At 61.8% G+C, this 15,069-nt stretch carries 14 protein-coding genes and 1 pseudogene; 8 read left to right on the top strand and 7 right to left on the bottom strand.

Annotated features, from left to right (window positions below; translation table 11 throughout):
• Positions 1 to 66: 66 nt before the first annotated feature.
• From AC1Q6I_RS01010 to AC1Q6I_RS00985, 6 genes and pseudogenes are all read left to right on the top strand, one after another.
• Positions 67 to 585: an RNA polymerase sigma factor gene (locus AC1Q6I_RS01010; RefSeq protein ID WP_041161036.1), complete on the top strand. Its 519-nt coding sequence runs from the start codon at positions 67 to 69 to the stop codon at positions 583 to 585.
• The gene (locus AC1Q6I_RS01005) at positions 582 to 1,550 is read left to right on the top strand and encodes a FecR domain-containing protein (RefSeq protein WP_024077767.1); all 969 of its coding nucleotides are present in this window, start codon (positions 582 to 584) and stop codon (positions 1,548 to 1,550) included. Before AC1Q6I_RS01010 ends, AC1Q6I_RS01005 begins: the two co-directional genes overlap by 4 nt.
• Before the next feature lie 205 nt (positions 1,551 to 1,755).
• Positions 1,756 to 4,185: pseudogene (locus AC1Q6I_RS01000) on the top strand (TonB-dependent siderophore receptor).
• Positions 4,186 to 4,248: 63 nt separating this feature from the next.
• The gene (locus AC1Q6I_RS00995) at positions 4,249 to 5,352 is read left to right on the top strand and encodes a PepSY-associated TM helix domain-containing protein (protein WP_069077129.1); all 1,104 of its coding nucleotides are present in this window, start codon (positions 4,249 to 4,251) and stop codon (positions 5,350 to 5,352) included.
• Positions 5,349 to 5,531 (top strand): hypothetical protein, encoded by a 183-nt coding sequence (locus AC1Q6I_RS00990; RefSeq protein WP_024077770.1) that lies wholly within the window; start codon positions 5,349 to 5,351, stop codon positions 5,529 to 5,531. Before AC1Q6I_RS00995 ends, AC1Q6I_RS00990 begins: the two co-directional genes overlap by 4 nt.
• A 95-nt stretch (positions 5,532 to 5,626) precedes the next feature.
• A complete protein-coding gene (locus AC1Q6I_RS00985; RefSeq protein ID WP_069077127.1) occupies positions 5,627 to 6,256 on the top strand; it encodes a glutathione S-transferase in 630 nt (209 codons plus the stop codon).
• 186 nt (positions 6,257 to 6,442) lie between these two features.
• Here the strand turns inward: AC1Q6I_RS00985 and creD are convergent, their stop codons facing one another.
• Genes creD through rloA2 form a run of 4 tightly spaced genes read right to left on the bottom strand, consistent with a single transcriptional unit; the run spans position 6,443 to position 10,486 of the window.
• On the bottom strand, positions 6,443 to 7,816 hold the full coding sequence (gene creD / locus AC1Q6I_RS00980) for a cell envelope integrity protein CreD (protein ID WP_024077773.1): 1,374 nt from the start codon (positions 7,814 to 7,816) through the stop codon (positions 6,443 to 6,445).
• Between the two features lie 52 nt (positions 7,817 to 7,868).
• On the bottom strand, positions 7,869 to 9,308 hold the full coding sequence (gene creC / locus AC1Q6I_RS00975) for a two-component system sensor histidine kinase CreC (RefSeq protein ID WP_102625032.1): 1,440 nt from the start codon (positions 9,306 to 9,308) through the stop codon (positions 7,869 to 7,871).
• Positions 9,308 to 9,976 (bottom strand): two-component system response regulator CreB, encoded by a 669-nt coding sequence (creB, locus tag AC1Q6I_RS00970; RefSeq protein WP_024077775.1) that lies wholly within the window; start codon positions 9,974 to 9,976, stop codon positions 9,308 to 9,310. The genes creC and creB overlap by 1 nt, the downstream gene beginning before the upstream one ends.
• Before the next feature lie 9 nt (positions 9,977 to 9,985).
• Complete coding sequence (gene rloA2 / locus AC1Q6I_RS00965) at positions 9,986 to 10,486, bottom strand: retropepsin-like aspartic peptidase RloA2 (RefSeq protein WP_024077776.1); 501 nt, start codon at positions 10,484 to 10,486, stop codon at positions 9,986 to 9,988.
• A 173-nt stretch (positions 10,487 to 10,659) separates the two neighbouring features.
• On the opposite strand from rloA2, the gene yihG reads away from it, so the two are divergent.
• Positions 10,660 to 11,547: a 1-acylglycerol-3-phosphate O-acyltransferase, YihG family gene (gene yihG, locus AC1Q6I_RS00960; protein WP_069077124.1), complete on the top strand. Its 888-nt coding sequence runs from the start codon at positions 10,660 to 10,662 to the stop codon at positions 11,545 to 11,547.
• Here yihG and AC1Q6I_RS00955 read toward each other — a convergent pair.
• A complete protein-coding gene (locus tag AC1Q6I_RS00955) occupies positions 11,544 to 12,116 on the bottom strand; it encodes a DUF2780 domain-containing protein (RefSeq protein ID WP_024077778.1) in 573 nt (190 codons plus the stop codon). The two genes, yihG and AC1Q6I_RS00955, sit on opposite strands and share 4 nt — an antisense overlap.
• 136 nt (positions 12,117 to 12,252) lie before the next feature.
• Between AC1Q6I_RS00955 and AC1Q6I_RS00950 the strand changes: the two genes are divergently transcribed.
• Positions 12,253 to 12,711 carry an anti-sigma factor gene (locus AC1Q6I_RS00950; RefSeq protein WP_024077779.1) on the top strand — a complete coding sequence of 153 codons (459 nt, stop codon included), beginning with the start codon at positions 12,253 to 12,255 and terminating at the stop codon, positions 12,709 to 12,711.
• Positions 12,712 to 12,786: 75 nt separating this feature from the next.
• Here the strand turns inward: AC1Q6I_RS00950 and fdhA are convergent, their stop codons facing one another.
• Complete coding sequence (fdhA, locus tag AC1Q6I_RS00945; RefSeq protein WP_017847873.1) at positions 12,787 to 13,986, bottom strand: formaldehyde dehydrogenase, glutathione-independent; 1,200 nt, start codon at positions 13,984 to 13,986, stop codon at positions 12,787 to 12,789.
• Positions 13,987 to 14,167: 181 nt separating this feature from the next.
• Positions 14,168 to 15,025, bottom strand: coding sequence for a formyltetrahydrofolate deformylase (gene purU / locus AC1Q6I_RS00940; RefSeq protein ID WP_024077780.1), 858 nt, complete (start codon positions 15,023 to 15,025; stop codon positions 14,168 to 14,170).
• Positions 15,026 to 15,069 lie beyond the last annotated feature (44 nt).

The raw sequence follows: 15,069 nt of genomic DNA, 5'->3' as shown, positions 1-15,069 counted from the left end.
GCCCCACGCCTCTGACACAATCGCGAATAATTCTCGTTAGTTTAAACTTGTTTATTCGGTGATGCCTTGTCGTCGGTCCAGTCCCCACACAGTGAGCTTGTTGGCGCGTTGTATCGCGACCATCGCAGCTGGCTGCTGGCCTGGCTGCGCCGTAACGTGGCCTGCCCGAGCCGCGCAGAAGACCTGAGCCAGGACACCTTCATGCGCCTGCTGTGCCGTGCCGAGTTGCGTGAACCCCGCGAGCCCCGGGCGTTCCTGGTGGCGATCGCCAAAGGCCTGCTGTTCGACTACTTCCGGCGCGCCGCCCTGGAGCAGGCCTACCTCACCGAACTGATGCTGATCCCGGAAAGCGAACACCCCTCGCCGGAAGCACAGCAGTTGATCCTCGAAGACCTCAAGGCCATCGACCGCCTGCTCGGCAAGCTGTCGAGCAAAGCCCGCGCCGCCTTTCTCTATAACCGCCTCGACGGCCTCGGCCACGCCGAAATCGCCCAGCGCCTTGGTGTGTCGGTACCGCGGGTGCGCCAGTACCTGGCCCAGGGCATTCGCCAGTGTTATATCGCCCTGTATGGCGAGCCGTTGTGAGCGCGATCAGTTCAAAACCGGTTTCGGCCCGTGTGCTGGATGCCGCGATTGCCTGGCAACTGTCCCTCGACTCCGGTGACGGCAGCCCCGTGGAGCAGGAAGAGTTCGCCAAATGGCTGGCCAGTGATGAAGAACATGCGCGCGCCTGGCGCCAACTGGGCATGCTTGACCAGCGTTTCAGCATGGCCTCGGGCCCGGCGCGGGCGGCGTTGCTGCAATCGCGCGAGGGCATTCGCCAGCGCGTCCGCAAGCTTGGCAGCGGCCTGGCGAGTATTGCGCTGGTGTGCGGCCTGGCCTTGTTTGCCGGTGAACGCTACGTGCCGATTCACTATTGGCTGGCCGACCAACGCACCGCCACCGGTGAACAGCGCACGCTGAAACTGGCGGACGGCACGCTGATCAACCTCAATACCCACAGCGCCATTGACGTGCGTTTCGATGAACAGCGCCGGCTGATCGTGCTGCAGGAAGGCGAGATCCTCGTCGAAACCGGCCACCACGATGCGCGTCCGTTTTATGTGCAAACCCGCGACGGCAACCTGCGAGCGCTGGGTACGCGGTTTATCGTCAAGCGCGAAGACCACGCCACACGCCTGAGCGTGCTGCAATCGGCGGTCGCTGCCCAGCCCGAGGCATTGCCTCAGGAACAGATTTTCAAGCAAGGCCAGCAAGTACTGATGCGCAGCGACGGCCTCGGCCCGCTGCTGGCCGTCCCCCCCGCCACCGACGCCTGGACGCGCGGCATGCTGGTGGTCGACAACGCGCGCCTGGAAGATGTGGTGGCGGAACTGAGCCGTTATCGCCGCGGCCACCTGGGTGTGGATAAATCCGTGGCCGACCTGCGCATCACCGGCAGCTTCCCGTTGCATGACACCACCTTGGCGCTCAACGCGTTGTTGCCGACCTTGCCGGTGCAGATCGAGCAACACACGCCGTGGTGGGTGACGGTCACGGGTAAGCCTTAGGTTCTGTGTAGCTGGGCTATCGCTATCGGGGGCAAGCCCCCTCCCACATTTTGATGTGGGAATTGCCTTCAAATGTGGGAAGGCGCTTGCTCCCGATGAGGCCCGCAAGCACGCCGCAAAAAATAGTTTCACCCGGCCCTATCACTTTTCGATTCTCGTTCGGCACCTAGGCAATTGAGAAATATTTCCATTCAGGAGCCGCCGTATGTCCCGCATGCTAGACACTTTGTTGCGCCCCAGCCTGTTAGCCGTGGCCATTGCCCTCAGCACACCGCTGGCCAGCCCTGCGCTGATCGCCGCCGAACAAACCTCCAGCCTGCGTGCCTACAACCTGCCCGCCGCGCCCTTGGCCAGCACCTTGAACCAGATCGCCAGCCAGGCCGGCCTGGCGCTGACCCTCAACCCGACGCTGGCCTCGGGCAAGACCTCGGCGCCGGTTAAAGGCCAGTTCGATGCACAGGGCGCGTTGCGCGAAGCATTGCGTGGGACCGGGTTGCAGTTGGAGCAGAGCAGTGCCGGCACGTACACCCTGGTGGCGATTCCTGAGGGTGTGGTGGCATTGCCGATGACCAACATCACCGGCCAGGGTGATGCGGAAAGTGCCTGGGGCCCCGTAGACGGCTACGTCGCGACTCGCACCGCCGCCGGGACCAAGACCGACACCGCACTGGTCGAAGCACCGCGCTCGATCTCCATTGCCACCCGCGATCAAATGCAGGACCGCAACGTCCAGAACCTGGATGACGCGGTCAAGTACATGCCCGGTATTGTGTCCGCCAGCTACGGCAGCGACACCCGCTACGACTGGATGCGCGTACGCGGCTTCGAACCTACGCAATTCCTCGACGGGCTGCCCTTGCCGCGCGGCGTGTACGCCAACCCGAAAGCCGAAACCTGGAACCTCGACCGCCTCGCATTGCTGCGTGGCCCGGCCTCGTCGGTATACGGCCAAACCCCACCGGGCGGCCTGCTGGACATGGTCAGCCGCCGTCCCAGCGCAGAATCAAGCCATGCCATCCAACTGCAATACGGCAGTGACAACTACCGCCAGATCAACTTCGCCAGCACCGGCAAGATCGATGATGAAGGCCAGTTCCTCTATGGCCTCAGCGGCGTGGTGCGCGATGCCGGCACCCAGGTCGATCACATCGACAACAAGCGCTACAACATCGCGCCCAGCCTGACCTGGAACATCGACACCGATACCAAGCTGACCCTGTTGTCGCAGTTCACTCGCGACGATACCGGCACCACCAGCCAGTTCATGCCGATCCAGGGCACCAAGATCAAATCGCCGCTGGGCGAGGTCTCCCACCACAAAAACCTGGGCGACCCGGACTACGAGTTCTACGACCGCACCTACTACGCGCTGGGCTATGCCTTCGAGCATCGTTTCAACGATACCTGGCAGTTCAAGCAGAACCTGCGCTACACCAAGTCGGAGTTGTCGTTCCAGCAACTGACCGTCGGTTCCTACGCGTTCTCCCCGGCTGATGCCGCGGGCAATATCAGCCGCTCGACCACCAACGTTGACGAAAACATTGGCCAGTTCGCAGTGGATAACAATTTCCAGGCCGACTTTGCCACCGGCGACATCACCCATACCCTGCTGCTGGGCCTGGATCACCAGCGCACCGATACCTCCTATCGCGCGATATACGGCACAGCCTCGGGTATCAACATTTTCAACCCGGTCAACACCCAGCCAACCCTGCGCCCGACAGATGTCAGGCCGTTTTACGACTACAACCAGAAAACCGTGCAAACCGGCCTCTACGTGCAAGACCAGATGGCCCTGGATAAGTGGCGCCTGACCTTGGGCGGGCGTGAGGATTGGGTGCATCAGGGCACCACCTACTTCAACGATAGCGATGCGACCAACACCGACCGCATCAAACACTTCAGTGGCAACGCGGCGCTCAGCTATGTGTTCGACTCGGGGTTCGTCCCCTACGTGTCGTACGCCGAGTCATTCCAACCGGCGAGCAACGCAGATACAAACGCGCTCAAGACATTCAAACCAACGGAAGGCAAGCAATGGGAAATGGGGGTCAAGTACCAGCCGCCCGGCTCCAATACGCTGTTGAGTGCGGCGGTCTACGACCTGACCCAAAAGAATGTGCAGGTGACCACCCTCGGTGCGGGGGGCCAGCAAATCAACGACCAGACCGGTGAAGTGAAGGTCAAGGGCCTGGAGCTGGAAGCGGTGTCTGACGTAAGCGAAAACCTCAAGGTCATTGCCGCCTACACCTTGGCAAAGTCGGAGGTGCAAAAAGGTATCTACAAAGGCAACCGCCTGACATTGATGCCTAATCAACAAGCCTCGCTCTGGACTGACTACACCTGGCACAGCGGCGTACTGGACGGTTTCGGCATCGGCTTGGGCGCCCGCTACACCGGCAATACCTATGGCGACCAGGCCAACACCTGACTGGGCAAGGCTAACGCCTACACCGTGTTCGACGGCGCGGTGCATTACGACCTCGGCCGCCTCGACAACAGCCTGAAGGGCGCGTCGGTGAAATTGAATGCCACCAACCTGTTCAACAAGGACTACCTGTCGACCTGTGACGGCAACTACTGCTACTTCGGCGACCAACGCAGCGTCGTCGCCAGTGCCACCTACCAGTGGTAATCAGCTGAGTCAGCACCCAGGCCGCCCCTGTGGGCGGCCTGGGTGTGTCTGAAGGCTATACACATGAAAAGCAAAACCATCCGCCGCTGGTCCTTCGTCCACACCTGGAGCAGCCTGATCTGTACGGTGTTCCTGCTGCTGCTCGCCCTCACCGGCCTGCCGCTGATCTTTCACCATGAGATCGATCATCTGCTGGGCAATGAGCCGCAACTGCAAGCGATGCCCGTCGACACCCCGCAGTTGAACCTGGAACAACTGGTGGCCAAGGCCCAGGCCCATCGCCCCGGTGAAGCCCTGCAATACCTGGCCTGGGACGAAGACGACAAGAACGGCGTGATCGCGATCATGGCCGCCACCGCCGGCACCGAGCCCAACTCATCCCACACCTTCATGCTCGACGCGCGCACCGGCGAAGCCGTGGAGATGCCGTCCGCGAACGGCGGGCTGACGCTGTTCCTGCTGCGCTTGCATGTGGATATGTTCGCCGGTCTGCCGGGCAAGTGGCTGCTGGCGTTCATGGGCCTGCTGTTTGTGGTGGCCATCGTCTCGGGTACGGTGCTGTACCTGCCGTTCATGCGCCGCTTGAAGTTCGCCACCGTGCGCCAGGACAAGTCCACGCGCCTGCGTTGGCTTGACCTGCACAACCTGATCGGTGTGGTCACCCTGACCTGGGCGCTGGTGGTCGGCGTGACCGGGGTGATCAGCGCCTGTGCCGATTTGATCATCGCCGCCTGGCGTACCGACAGCCTCAGCGCAATGATCGAACCCTACAAGAACGCCCCGCCGCTGACCCAACGCGCACCGGCCACCGAGCTGCTGAAGATTGCCGCCGAGGCAGCACCGGGCATGCAGCCGGACTTTATCGCCTTCCCCGGCACGCGCTTTTCCAGCGAGCACCATTACGCGGTGTTCATGAAGGGCAGCACGCACCTGACCTCGCACCTGCTCACGCCGGTACTGATCGACGCCAGCACCCTGGCCGTCACCGCCATCGCCGCACGGCCGTGGTACATGGACGCCATGGGCATGTCCCAGCCCCTGCACTTTGGTGACTATGGCGGCATGCCGATGAAGGTCCTGTGGGCGGTGTTGGATGTGCTGACCCTCATCGTGCTGGGCAGTGGCATTTACCTGTGGGTCGTGCGGCGCAAGGCAGGCAAGGCATGAAGCCAAGGCAGTCGAGTTTCTGGAAGGTGTTTGGCATTCCGCTGGGGATCGGCCTGCTCAGCGCCGCCGGGTTATTTGCAGCGTTGCTGGGGGATGGGGGATGGGATTCGTTGAGTTGGGTGGGGTTGGGCATACCGGCTGCCATTGGTAGTTGGGCGTTGTTCAAGGGGCGTGGCTGAGTGCGCTATCAGGGGCAAGTCGAATCGTCACACTCCCCCTCGCCAGCCACCGCGCAACCCTCTAGGCTAGCCACAGCCCATTCAGAGGAATGCCCATGTCCGCTCCCAGCATGACCTTGTTCCATAACCCCGCTTCCCCGTTCGTACGCAAAGTGCGCGTGTTGCTGATCGAGACCGGCCAGCAGGACCGTGTAGCGTTGCAGGCCTGCATGCCGACACCGGTCACCCCTGACGCGCAGGTGGTACAAGGCAACCCCGTGGGCAAGATCCCGGCCCTGCGCCTGGCCGACGGCAGTGTGCTGCACGACAGCCGGGTGATCCTCGATTACCTCGACCACCAGCATGTCGGCAACCCGCTGATCCCTCGTGACGGCTCGGCCCGCTGGCGCCGCCTGACCCTGGCGTCGCTGGCCGACGGGATCATGGATGCCGCCGTGCTGGTGCGTTACGAGACCGCCCTGCGTCCAGTGGAAAAACACTGGGCACCGTGGCTCGACGAGCAGCGCAACAAGATCCGCCGCGCCGTCGCCGAACTGGAGCAGGATGCCATCGCCGAACTGGCCAGCCACTTCGACATTGCGTCCATCAGCGTGGCCTGCGCCCTGGGCTACCTCGACTTCCGCCACCCGGACCTGCAATGGCGCTCGGATAACCCCAAGCTGGCCGCCTGGTACGCCGAAGTCAGCCAACGGCCTTCGATGCTGGAGACCCAGCCGCCGACCTGATGTTCACACCGACCCAATGTGGGAGCGGGCTTGCCCGCGATCGCGGTATGTCATTCAGCACATCTGTTTCTGAACCACCGCTATCGCGGGCAAGCCCACTCCCACATTGGACGGTGGTGGTTTTGAGGAATGTGGCGATCCTTGCGGCTAACTGCGCCCCTACTTGCTGATCCTCCCGCAACCCGATCATTGCACCGCCTCCAGGTCGAACGTCAACGGCTCGGCCGGCTTGCGCTTGCCCACGCCATACCAGTCCAGTTTGCGCGTCAGCACCATCACCGTACCCAGCAGCCCGAACAGCAGCAGCGAGCCCATCAGCAGCGCGTAATCCTCGGCACTCAACAACCCGTACAGCAAGCCATACAACGCCGCCAACCCCGCCGAAAACCCCATGCCATGGGCAACGCTGCGCAGCACATGGCACACGTAGAAACCGATCAACAGCACGCAGGCACTTGCCGATATCAGGTACGCCAGGGCAAAGCCCAGGTGCTCGGACAATGACAACAGCAGCAAGTAGAAAAATGCCAAGGCAACACCCACCAATGCATATTGAATCGGGTGCACCGCCAGGCTCTTGAGCACTTCGAAGAGGAAGAAACCGGCAAAGGTCAGGGCGATAAACAGCAGCGCGTATTTGATCGCGCGGTCGCTCTTGAGGTACTGGTCCACCGGGTCGATGAAGTTCACGCCAAAGCTGCGGTTGTTGAAGTCGTTGCAGCCCTGCCCGTCCAGGCAGGTTTGCAGGGCTTGTTCGAGGTTGGTGGAAAAGAAGGAGGTCTGCCAGTTGGCCGTGAAGCCGTTGTCAGTCACTTCGCGCTGGGCCGGCAGGAAGTTGCCGATAAAGCTGGGGTGCGGCCAGTTGGAGGCCAGGGACACCTGACTGGTCTTGCCCACCGGCACCACTTGCAGTTGCTCGGTGCCTTGCAGGCGCAGGTCGAAAGCAAAGTCGATCACACCTGGCTTTTTACTGTCCTGCTCCGGCAACGTCACATGCACGCCCTCCCCCAGCCAGTCCACTAGGGAGCCTGGTTCGAATTCCAGGCGCTGGCCGCCCAGCTCCAACTTCAGCGCATTTTCGATGCCGCGAATGTCGCTGATGCCCACTGCCAGAAACGCCGCTTCAAAACGGTAATCGGCGAAGTCTTCGGTGATACCCAACTGTGCAGGCAGCTCGAAACGCCCACTGATACGGTTGTCGGCATGGAACAGCCGCGCCTGGTAAATACCCCGTGCGCGCAGTTCGGTCTGCACTTTGCCGTCGAGCTCAAAACGGTCCGGCAGGAAATACAGACGACCCCGCTCTTCACGGGTGACCTCGTAGCGCTTGTTGAGTTTTTCATTGAACTTCCACTCGCGCACGGTCTTGCGATACGGCACCACCATCACCGGGCCGGTGAGGCGCTGGGCATAGCTGGAGCTGCGGGCGATGTCCATCAGGACACCGTCGCGCAGTTGCTGGCGGTCGCTGATGATGCCGTTGATCATCAGCAACGGAATCAGCAACAGCAGGATCAGCAGCGCAATCGCGCCAAGTTTGAAAAGCAGGCTGCGGTTCATGGGGTCTCTCCCTGTTTTGATGGGGAAAGTCTGCGCAGCCCATGTGGGCGATTTATGTGGGCAATGTGGAGACTGTGTGGAGATGCAGCACCACCTGCACGCCGCCAGGTACATTGCCGATCTGCAAGGCGCCGCCGTGCAGCTTCATCACTTCCTCGACAAAATTGAGACCCAGGCCGGTGCTCTTGCGCCCGCTGGCCGGTCGCGGCAACGAGTAGAAACGCTCGCTCAGGCGCGGCAAGGCGTAGTCGGGAATCGCCGCGGCCTGGTTAAACAGGCTGATCTGTACATCGTTGTGCCGGGTGTTTGCGCTGAATCTCAAGACGCCACCAGGCGGGGTGAAGTCCAGGGCATTGTCCAGCAGGTTGCCCAGGGCCTGGCGCAGCAGGAAGGGCTCGCCGAACACCTGCACATCGGCGGCAATCGTCTGTTCGACTTGCAGCCCAGCGCCTTCAATTCGCGCACATTGGGCGTTGAGTACAGCATCGACCAAGGCCGCCAGCGGGATGCTCACCTGTTCTTCCAGGCCCTGGCGCTGCTCCACCTGCGCCAGGCTCAGCAGACGCTCGATCAACTGCTGCAAACGCGCGCTTTCGCTGTCGATATTGCCGACGAAGCGCTGCTGCTGCTCACGGGTCATATCACCCTGCAACAGCTCCGCCGCGCCGCGAATTGCGGCCAATGGGCTTTTCAATTCGTGGGTCAGGGTGTGCACGTAATGCTCGACGTACGCCTTGCCCTCCAACTGCGTACGCATATGCTCCACGGCAGTGGATAACTGCTTCAGCTCGCCGCCGCGGTAATGCGGCAACTCGGCACGCCGGCCTTCGCTGACGGCTTCGGCGTAGGCGGTCAGGCGCCGCAGGGCAACGCTCAACCACCACGACAACACTGCGCCCAGCAGCAAGCCGAGGATGACCAGCCCGGCGCCGTACCAGAGCAGGCGCCGCTCGGTGCGGTCGATATACGGCTGCAATGAGCTGTTGGGCTTGGCCACGGTGACCACGCCGATGATCTGGCCATTGTCGCGAATCGGCGCCCCCACGTGCATCACCGAGGAGGTGGGGTCGTCGGCTTCGCTGCGGGTGGAGCGCGCGCCGTATTCACCGCGCAGGGTGAGGTACACATCGTTCCATTTGGAGTAGTCCTGGCCCACCGCTTCGCCACTGGAGTCAAGCAACACCTTGCCCTGGGCGTCCGTCACGTAGATGCGATGATTGACTTGGTTTTTCGGCAGGCCCCAGATGGTCGCGCCGGGCTGGCGGTTGCCGTAGGCCTTGAGCAGCTCCGGCCAGTGGCTTTGGCCGAGGGTGCCATTCCTGACGTCATCGCGCAGGACTTCAGCCAGCAGGTTGGCCGTATCCACCAGGGTTTCTTCGGTCGACTGGCGCACGCCGGGGCGTATTTCCTTCATCACCGTATTGAGCACGAAGTAGCCGGTCAGGCCGATGAACAGCGCATACACCAGGAAAATCCGCAGCCCCAGGCGCATCAGCTGTGGCTCGGGCTGTAACTGTAGCCGAGGCCGCGATGGGTCTGGATCGGCTCGGCATCGGCGGCCACGCTGCGTAATTTGCTGCGCAGGCTCTTGATATGGCTGTCGATATTGCGCTCATAGCCGGCATCGGCGGGCACGCCCACCGCGTCCAGCAGTTGCTCGCGGCTGAACACGCGCTCAGGTTGCTCCAGCAGGCTTTGCAGCAGGCGAAACTCATGGCGCGTCAGGCTCAAGGGATGGCCGCGAAAGCTGATCTGCATGCGCTCCAGGTCGACCTGGAACACAGCGGGCGCCACGCCGGGGCCGACACGCTTGAGGATCGCCCGTACGCGCGCCGCCACTTCCCGCGGGCTGAACGGCTTGACCACATAATCGTCGGCACCGATCTCCAGCCCCACCACCCGATCGATCTCGCCATCCCGTGCACTGAGGAACATCACCGGCACCTCACTGAAACGGCGCAATTGCTTGCAGGTTTCAAAGCCGGTGATGTCCGGCAGTCCGATGTCGAGAATGATCAGGTCGGCCGGGGTCTGGCGTTGATGGGCCAACGCCTCCTGGCCAAGGCTCAGCCAGGTGGTGGTGAAACCCTCGCCTTGCAGGGCGAAAATCAATGTGTCGGCTATCGCCGCTTCGTCTTCGACAATCAGGATATGGGGCATGGGTTCAAATCAGCAGTCCGGTTTGTCGGCCGTGTAACGACGGGCCGGGTTGACCGCTGCGCCGAACTCACGCAGGGCCTTGGCGCCGATCAGCAACGGGTAGTTGAAGCTGCTGCGGTCGGTGAGGTTGACCTCGACGGTACGCTTGACGTTACCCAGGCACATTTCCAGGTCGATCACCGGGCGCTTGGCCACGGTGGCTTCGTCTTTTTCGTCGTCTTCGTCGGCGCGGCTCTTGATCTTGCTGATGCGCGACACCTTGTGCTCGTAGACTTTGTTGCCGGCGTCTTTACCACCGAGGCGGAAGCGCACCCAGTCGTCGCCATCACGGGTAAACGTCTCAATATCCCGGGCCGACAGTGAGGCGGTCAGCGCGCCGGTGTCCATCTTGGCCTTGAAGGTTTCGCCGATCTCCGGCAACTGGATGTATTCGTAGCGACCGTAAAGGGTCGGCTCGGCGGCCATGACAGGCAGGGCAGCCAGGGCGAGGGAGGCAAGAAGCAGTTTCACGAAGTGATTTCCTCGGAAAGAAGTAGGCGGATTCTAGACCGCAAAGACAGCACTTAGTTAGTCACCCCCACCATAACCGGCACATTGTGAAACATTCGTACGGCCATTTGCGATTTGGCCTATAGACTCAGCTTGCTTATGATGGCCCGCCCACAAGATTCCAAGAGTTACTTATGCGCCGCCTGCTCACCGGCTGTTTGGTCACACTGCTGCTATTGCTCAACACCTTGGTGCTGTTTGGCCCACTGATGGTCTTTGCCCTGCTCAAGCTGGTGGCCCCAGGGCGGTTTCGCGACTATGCCTCATGGGCGGTGATGTGGATCGCCGAGACCTGGGCCGAGATCGACAAGCTTATTTTCTCCTTGTGCATCCCCACCCGGTGGGACATTCGCGGCGGCGACGAACTGCGCGGCGACACCAGCTACCTGGTGATCAGCAACCACCAATCCTGGGTGGACATCCCGGCGCTGATCCAGGCCCTCAACCGCCGCACGCCGTTCTTCAAATTCTTCCTGAAAAAAGAGCTGATCTGGGTACCCTTCCTCGGCCTGGCCTGGTGGGCGCTGGATTACCCGTTCATGAAGCGCTACACCAAGGCGTTCCTGGCCAGGCACCCGGAACTGGCCGGCCAGGACCTCAAGATCACCCAGCAAGCCTGCGAGCTGTTCAAGCGCCAGCCGGTGACGGTGGTCAATTACCTGGAAGGCACGCGGTTCAGCGAGGCCAAGCGCAAGCAGCAGGATTCGCCATTCACTCACTTGCTCAAGCCCAAGGCGGGCGGCGTAGCGTTTGTGCTGGCGGCCATGGGTGAACAATTGGACGCGGTGCTTGACGTAACCGTGGTCTACCCGCAGCAAAAGATTCCGGGGTTCTGGGATTTGATCAGCGGCGCGGTACCGAAGGTGATCATTGATATCCACACCCGTGAGCTGGACCCGGCGTTGTGGCAAGGGGATTATGAGAACGATCCGGCGTTTCGCCAGAGCGTCCAGAACTGGGTGAACCAGCTCTGGAAGGAGAAGGATGCGCGCATCGCTCAACTGCGCGCAGAGCGTATTTAGCTACCGGTGCCCCAGGCCTGGGCCAGTTTACCCAGCAGCGAGCTGTTGGCACCCTGCCCGCCCAGGTATTGCAGGATCAGCGGGGCAAACTGGCCGACCATGCCACTGTCCATGCCCAGGGCACTGAACGCGGTATTCAGGTCGTTGGTGTTCTTCACGTTACCCAGCAGGCCGTCCAGGCCGCTGGTCTTGCTGCCACCGTTCTGGCCGAGCATCCCGCTCAAGGCCCCGAGGCTGCCCAATGCATTGTTGCCCGACAGCTGGTCAAGGCCCGGCACGCTGTTACCCAGTTGCGAATAGTCGTTGCCGCTCAGTTTGTTCTTGGCCAGGCCCAGCATGGCGCCCGTACCGCCCACGGCTTGTTCGGGGGTGATGTTCAGTTGCGAGGTCAGCGTGGTCAGCAGGTCCGCCGTCTCGGACGACGGTGCGGCGGCTGCGGCCTTGTTGTTACCCCCTTGCATGCCGGAGATGGCATTGGCCGCGTCGCCAAGGCTGAACCCTGCGGCAAACACCGGGGCGGCGGCCAGGCTCATCAGGCAGGAAAGGGCGAAACCGCGTGAAATCTTCATCGAAACAACCTCTGGATGTAGGGGTAAAAGCAGGCGTTTGACTGGGTATCCGGCACATTGTTCCGAGGCGTCCCAGGAACCCAATGGCTGGGGCAGAGTCAATGAAATGACTCCAAAACCTGTCAGGAACAATTCCATGAGCGCGACCCGCCCCCCCATGATTGAGCCAAAACCACCCTTCTGGAGCCGTCCACGCCTGTTTATCGGCGTCTGCGTGGCCGTGATCGCCGGCCTCGGCGTCGCGTTCTACACTCAGGACAACGTCAAGTCCACCGCCACCCTGATCACCACCACCCAACAGCCGGCGGCGCAGATCATGGCGCACAAGGATTACCTGGAAGTGCAACCCATCGCCATCACCACACCCGCGCCGGACCAGAGCCTGGAACTGTGGGCGATTCCCAATGGCGGCAAGCCCGTGTCACTTGGGCTGTTACCGGAAGATGGCGAAGGCATCATCGGCTTGAACCCAAGGCAGCAGGCCTCGATCAGCAAGCCCGTGGAATTGATGGTGAGTGCGGAGAGCAAAGGGGGCTCGGTGAGCAAGCAACCGACGGGCCCGACCGTCTACCAAGGTGCCTTGGCCAACCGTTGAGACCCCAAACACCACAACCCAAATGTGGGAGGGAGCAAGCCCTCTCCCACATTTGGGTTTTCGTATGCCTGGGATTTATGCCGCGCTGAACAACTTATGCGGATCAATCACAAACTTCTTCGGCACGCCCGCATCGAACTCGCCATACCCACGTGGGGCGTCATCCAGGCTGATGACTTCAACCCCCACGATGTCGGCGATGTGAATGCGGTCCCACATGATCGCCTGCATCAGCTGGCGGTTGTACTTCATCACCGGGGTCTGGCCGGTATGGAAGCTGTGGGATTTGGCCCAGCCCAAACCGAAGCGGATGCTCAGGCTGCCCATTTTTGCGGCAGCGTCGACAGCACCTGGGTCTTCGGTGACATACAGGCCGGGAATGCCGATCTTGCCCGCCACGCGCACCACGCCCATCAGTGAGTTGAGCACCGTGGCAGGGGCTTCGTGCTTGACGCCGTCGTGCCCGTGGCCGCGGGCTTCGAAGCCCACGCAGTCAACGGCACAGTCCACTTCAGGCTCGCCCAGCAGGGCGGCGATCTGTTCGTGCAGCGGGGTGTCGGTGGACAGGTCGACCACTTCAAACCCTTGCGCCTTGGCGTGGGCCAGGCGGATAGAGTTGACGTCGCCGATGATCACCACCGCCGCACCCAGCAGGCGCGCGGAGGCGGCGGCAGCCAGGCCGACAGGACCGGCACCGGCGATGTACACCGTGCTGCCCGGACCCACGCCGGCCGTGACGGCGCCGTGGTAGCCGGTCGGGAGGATGTCGGAGAGGCAGGTCAGGTCGCGGATTTTCTCCATGGCCTTGTCGCGGTCCGGCAGTTTCAGCAGGTTGAAGTCGGCGTAGGGCACCAGTACGTATTCAGCCTGGCCACCGGTCCAGTCGCCCATGTCGACGTAGCCATAGGCGCCGCCGGCACGGGCCGGGTTGACGGTGAGGCACACACCGGTGTGTTGTTCTTTGCAGGAGCGGCAGCGGCCGCAGGCGACGTTGAAGGGAACGGAAACCAGGTCGCCGATCTTCAGGTTTTCGACGTCACTGCCCTTCTCGATCACTTCACCAGTGATCTCGTGACCAAGCACCAGGCCGGTCTGGGCAGTCGTGCGGCCACGCACCATGTGTTGGTCGGAGCCGCAGATGTTGGTGGAGACCACGCGCAGGATGACGCCGTGCTCAATCTTCCTGCCACGGGGGTCCTGCATTTTGGGATAGTCGATTTTCTGTACTTCGACCTTGCCGTTGCCGAGATACACGACACCACGATTACCAGACATGCTTTCACCTCGCTGTTGTTTTTATGGAACTGCGTTGCCCGTAGGGTGGGCAGCGCGTTGAGTGCTCGGGTACAGATGCTGTTTCTTGTGTTGTTTGTGAGGGCCTCATCGGGGGCAAGCCCTCTCCCACATTCGACCGCATTCCAAATGTGGGAGAGGGCTTGCCCCCGATTGGCGTCAGTCAGAGCACCACCGTCCTATTGGCGTTCAGAAACACCCGCCGCTCAATGTGATACCCCACCGCCCGGGCCAAGGTAAGCCCTTCGATATCGCGCCCCTTGGCAATCAAATCCTCGGGATAGTGGCTGTGATCCACCACCTCCACGCCCTGGGCGATGATCGGCCCTTCGTCCAGATCGTTGTTGATGTAATGCGCCGTGGCGCCGACCAATTTCACCCCCTTGTTGTACGCCTGGTGATACGGCTTGGCGCCCTTGAACCCCGGCAACAAGGAGTGATGGATATTGATCGCCTTGCCATCCAGCTTGCGGCACAGCTCCGGCGACAGCACTTGCATGTAGCGCGCAAGGATCACCAGTTCGGCGCCGGTCTCTTCGATCACTTGCCACACCTGACGCTCCTGGGACGGTTTGTCGTTCGGGTCGAGAGGGAAATGGTAGTAGGGAATCTGGTGCCAGTCGGCCAACGGTTTCAAATCAGGGTGGTTGGACACCACCGCGACCACGTCCATCGACAGTTGGCCGATCCGCTGGCGGTACAGCAGATCGTTCAGGCAGTGATCGGCCTTGGAGACCATGATCACCACTTTTGGCCGGTAGTTCGGCGCCGTCAGCTCGAAGATCATGCCAAAGGCTTCGCCGCGCGTGGCCAGGCCGGCGCGAAACGCCTGCTCGTCGAAACCGTCGGGCTGACGGAACTCCACGCGAATAAAAAATCGGCCCGAGAGGCGGTCATCGAACGAGTGGTGCTCGGTCACATAACAGCCCTGCTCGAACAGGTAGCGGGTGACCGCGTCCACCGTGCCGAGCACGCTGGGGCAGTCGGCAGTCAAAATCCATGTATCGGGTGCGCGGCTCATTACAGTTAACTCCTCATACAGCGATGCTGCTGACTGTAGGAGCG

Source organism: Pseudomonas sp. MPR-R2A5 (genome assembly GCF_058793055.1).
This window is presented reverse-complemented; position numbering and strand designations above follow the sequence as displayed.

Bases quoted from the DNA above. Each gene is read 5' to 3' on its own strand.
- AC1Q6I_RS00995 (WP_069077129.1), top strand. From the start codon at position 4,249: ATGAAAAGCAAAACCATCCGCCGCTGGTCCTTCGTCCACACCTGGAGC.
- AC1Q6I_RS00990 (WP_024077770.1), top strand. From the start codon at position 5,349: ATGAAGCCAAGGCAGTCGAGTTTCTGGAAGGTGTTTGGCATTCCGCTG.
- AC1Q6I_RS00985 (WP_069077127.1), top strand. From the start codon at position 5,627: ATGTCCGCTCCCAGCATGACCTTGTTCCATAACCCCGCTTCCCCGTTC.
- creD (WP_024077773.1), bottom strand. From the start codon at position 7,816: ATGAACCGCAGCCTGCTTTTCAAACTTGGCGCGATTGCGCTGCTGATC.
- creC (WP_102625032.1), bottom strand. From the start codon at position 9,308: ATGCGCCTGGGGCTGCGGATTTTCCTGGTGTATGCGCTGTTCATCGGC.
- creB (WP_024077775.1), bottom strand. From the start codon at position 9,976: ATGCCCCATATCCTGATTGTCGAAGACGAAGCGGCGATAGCCGACACA.
- yihG (WP_069077124.1), top strand. From the start codon at position 10,660: ATGCGCCGCCTGCTCACCGGCTGTTTGGTCACACTGCTGCTATTGCTC.
- AC1Q6I_RS00955 (WP_024077778.1), bottom strand. From the start codon at position 12,116: ATGAAGATTTCACGCGGTTTCGCCCTTTCCTGCCTGATGAGCCTGGCC.
- AC1Q6I_RS00950 (WP_024077779.1), top strand. From the start codon at position 12,253: ATGAGCGCGACCCGCCCCCCCATGATTGAGCCAAAACCACCCTTCTGG.
- fdhA (WP_017847873.1), bottom strand. From the start codon at position 13,986: ATGTCTGGTAATCGTGGTGTCGTGTATCTCGGCAACGGCAAGGTCGAA.
- purU (WP_024077780.1), bottom strand. From the start codon at position 15,025: ATGAGCCGCGCACCCGATACATGGATTTTGACTGCCGACTGCCCCAGC.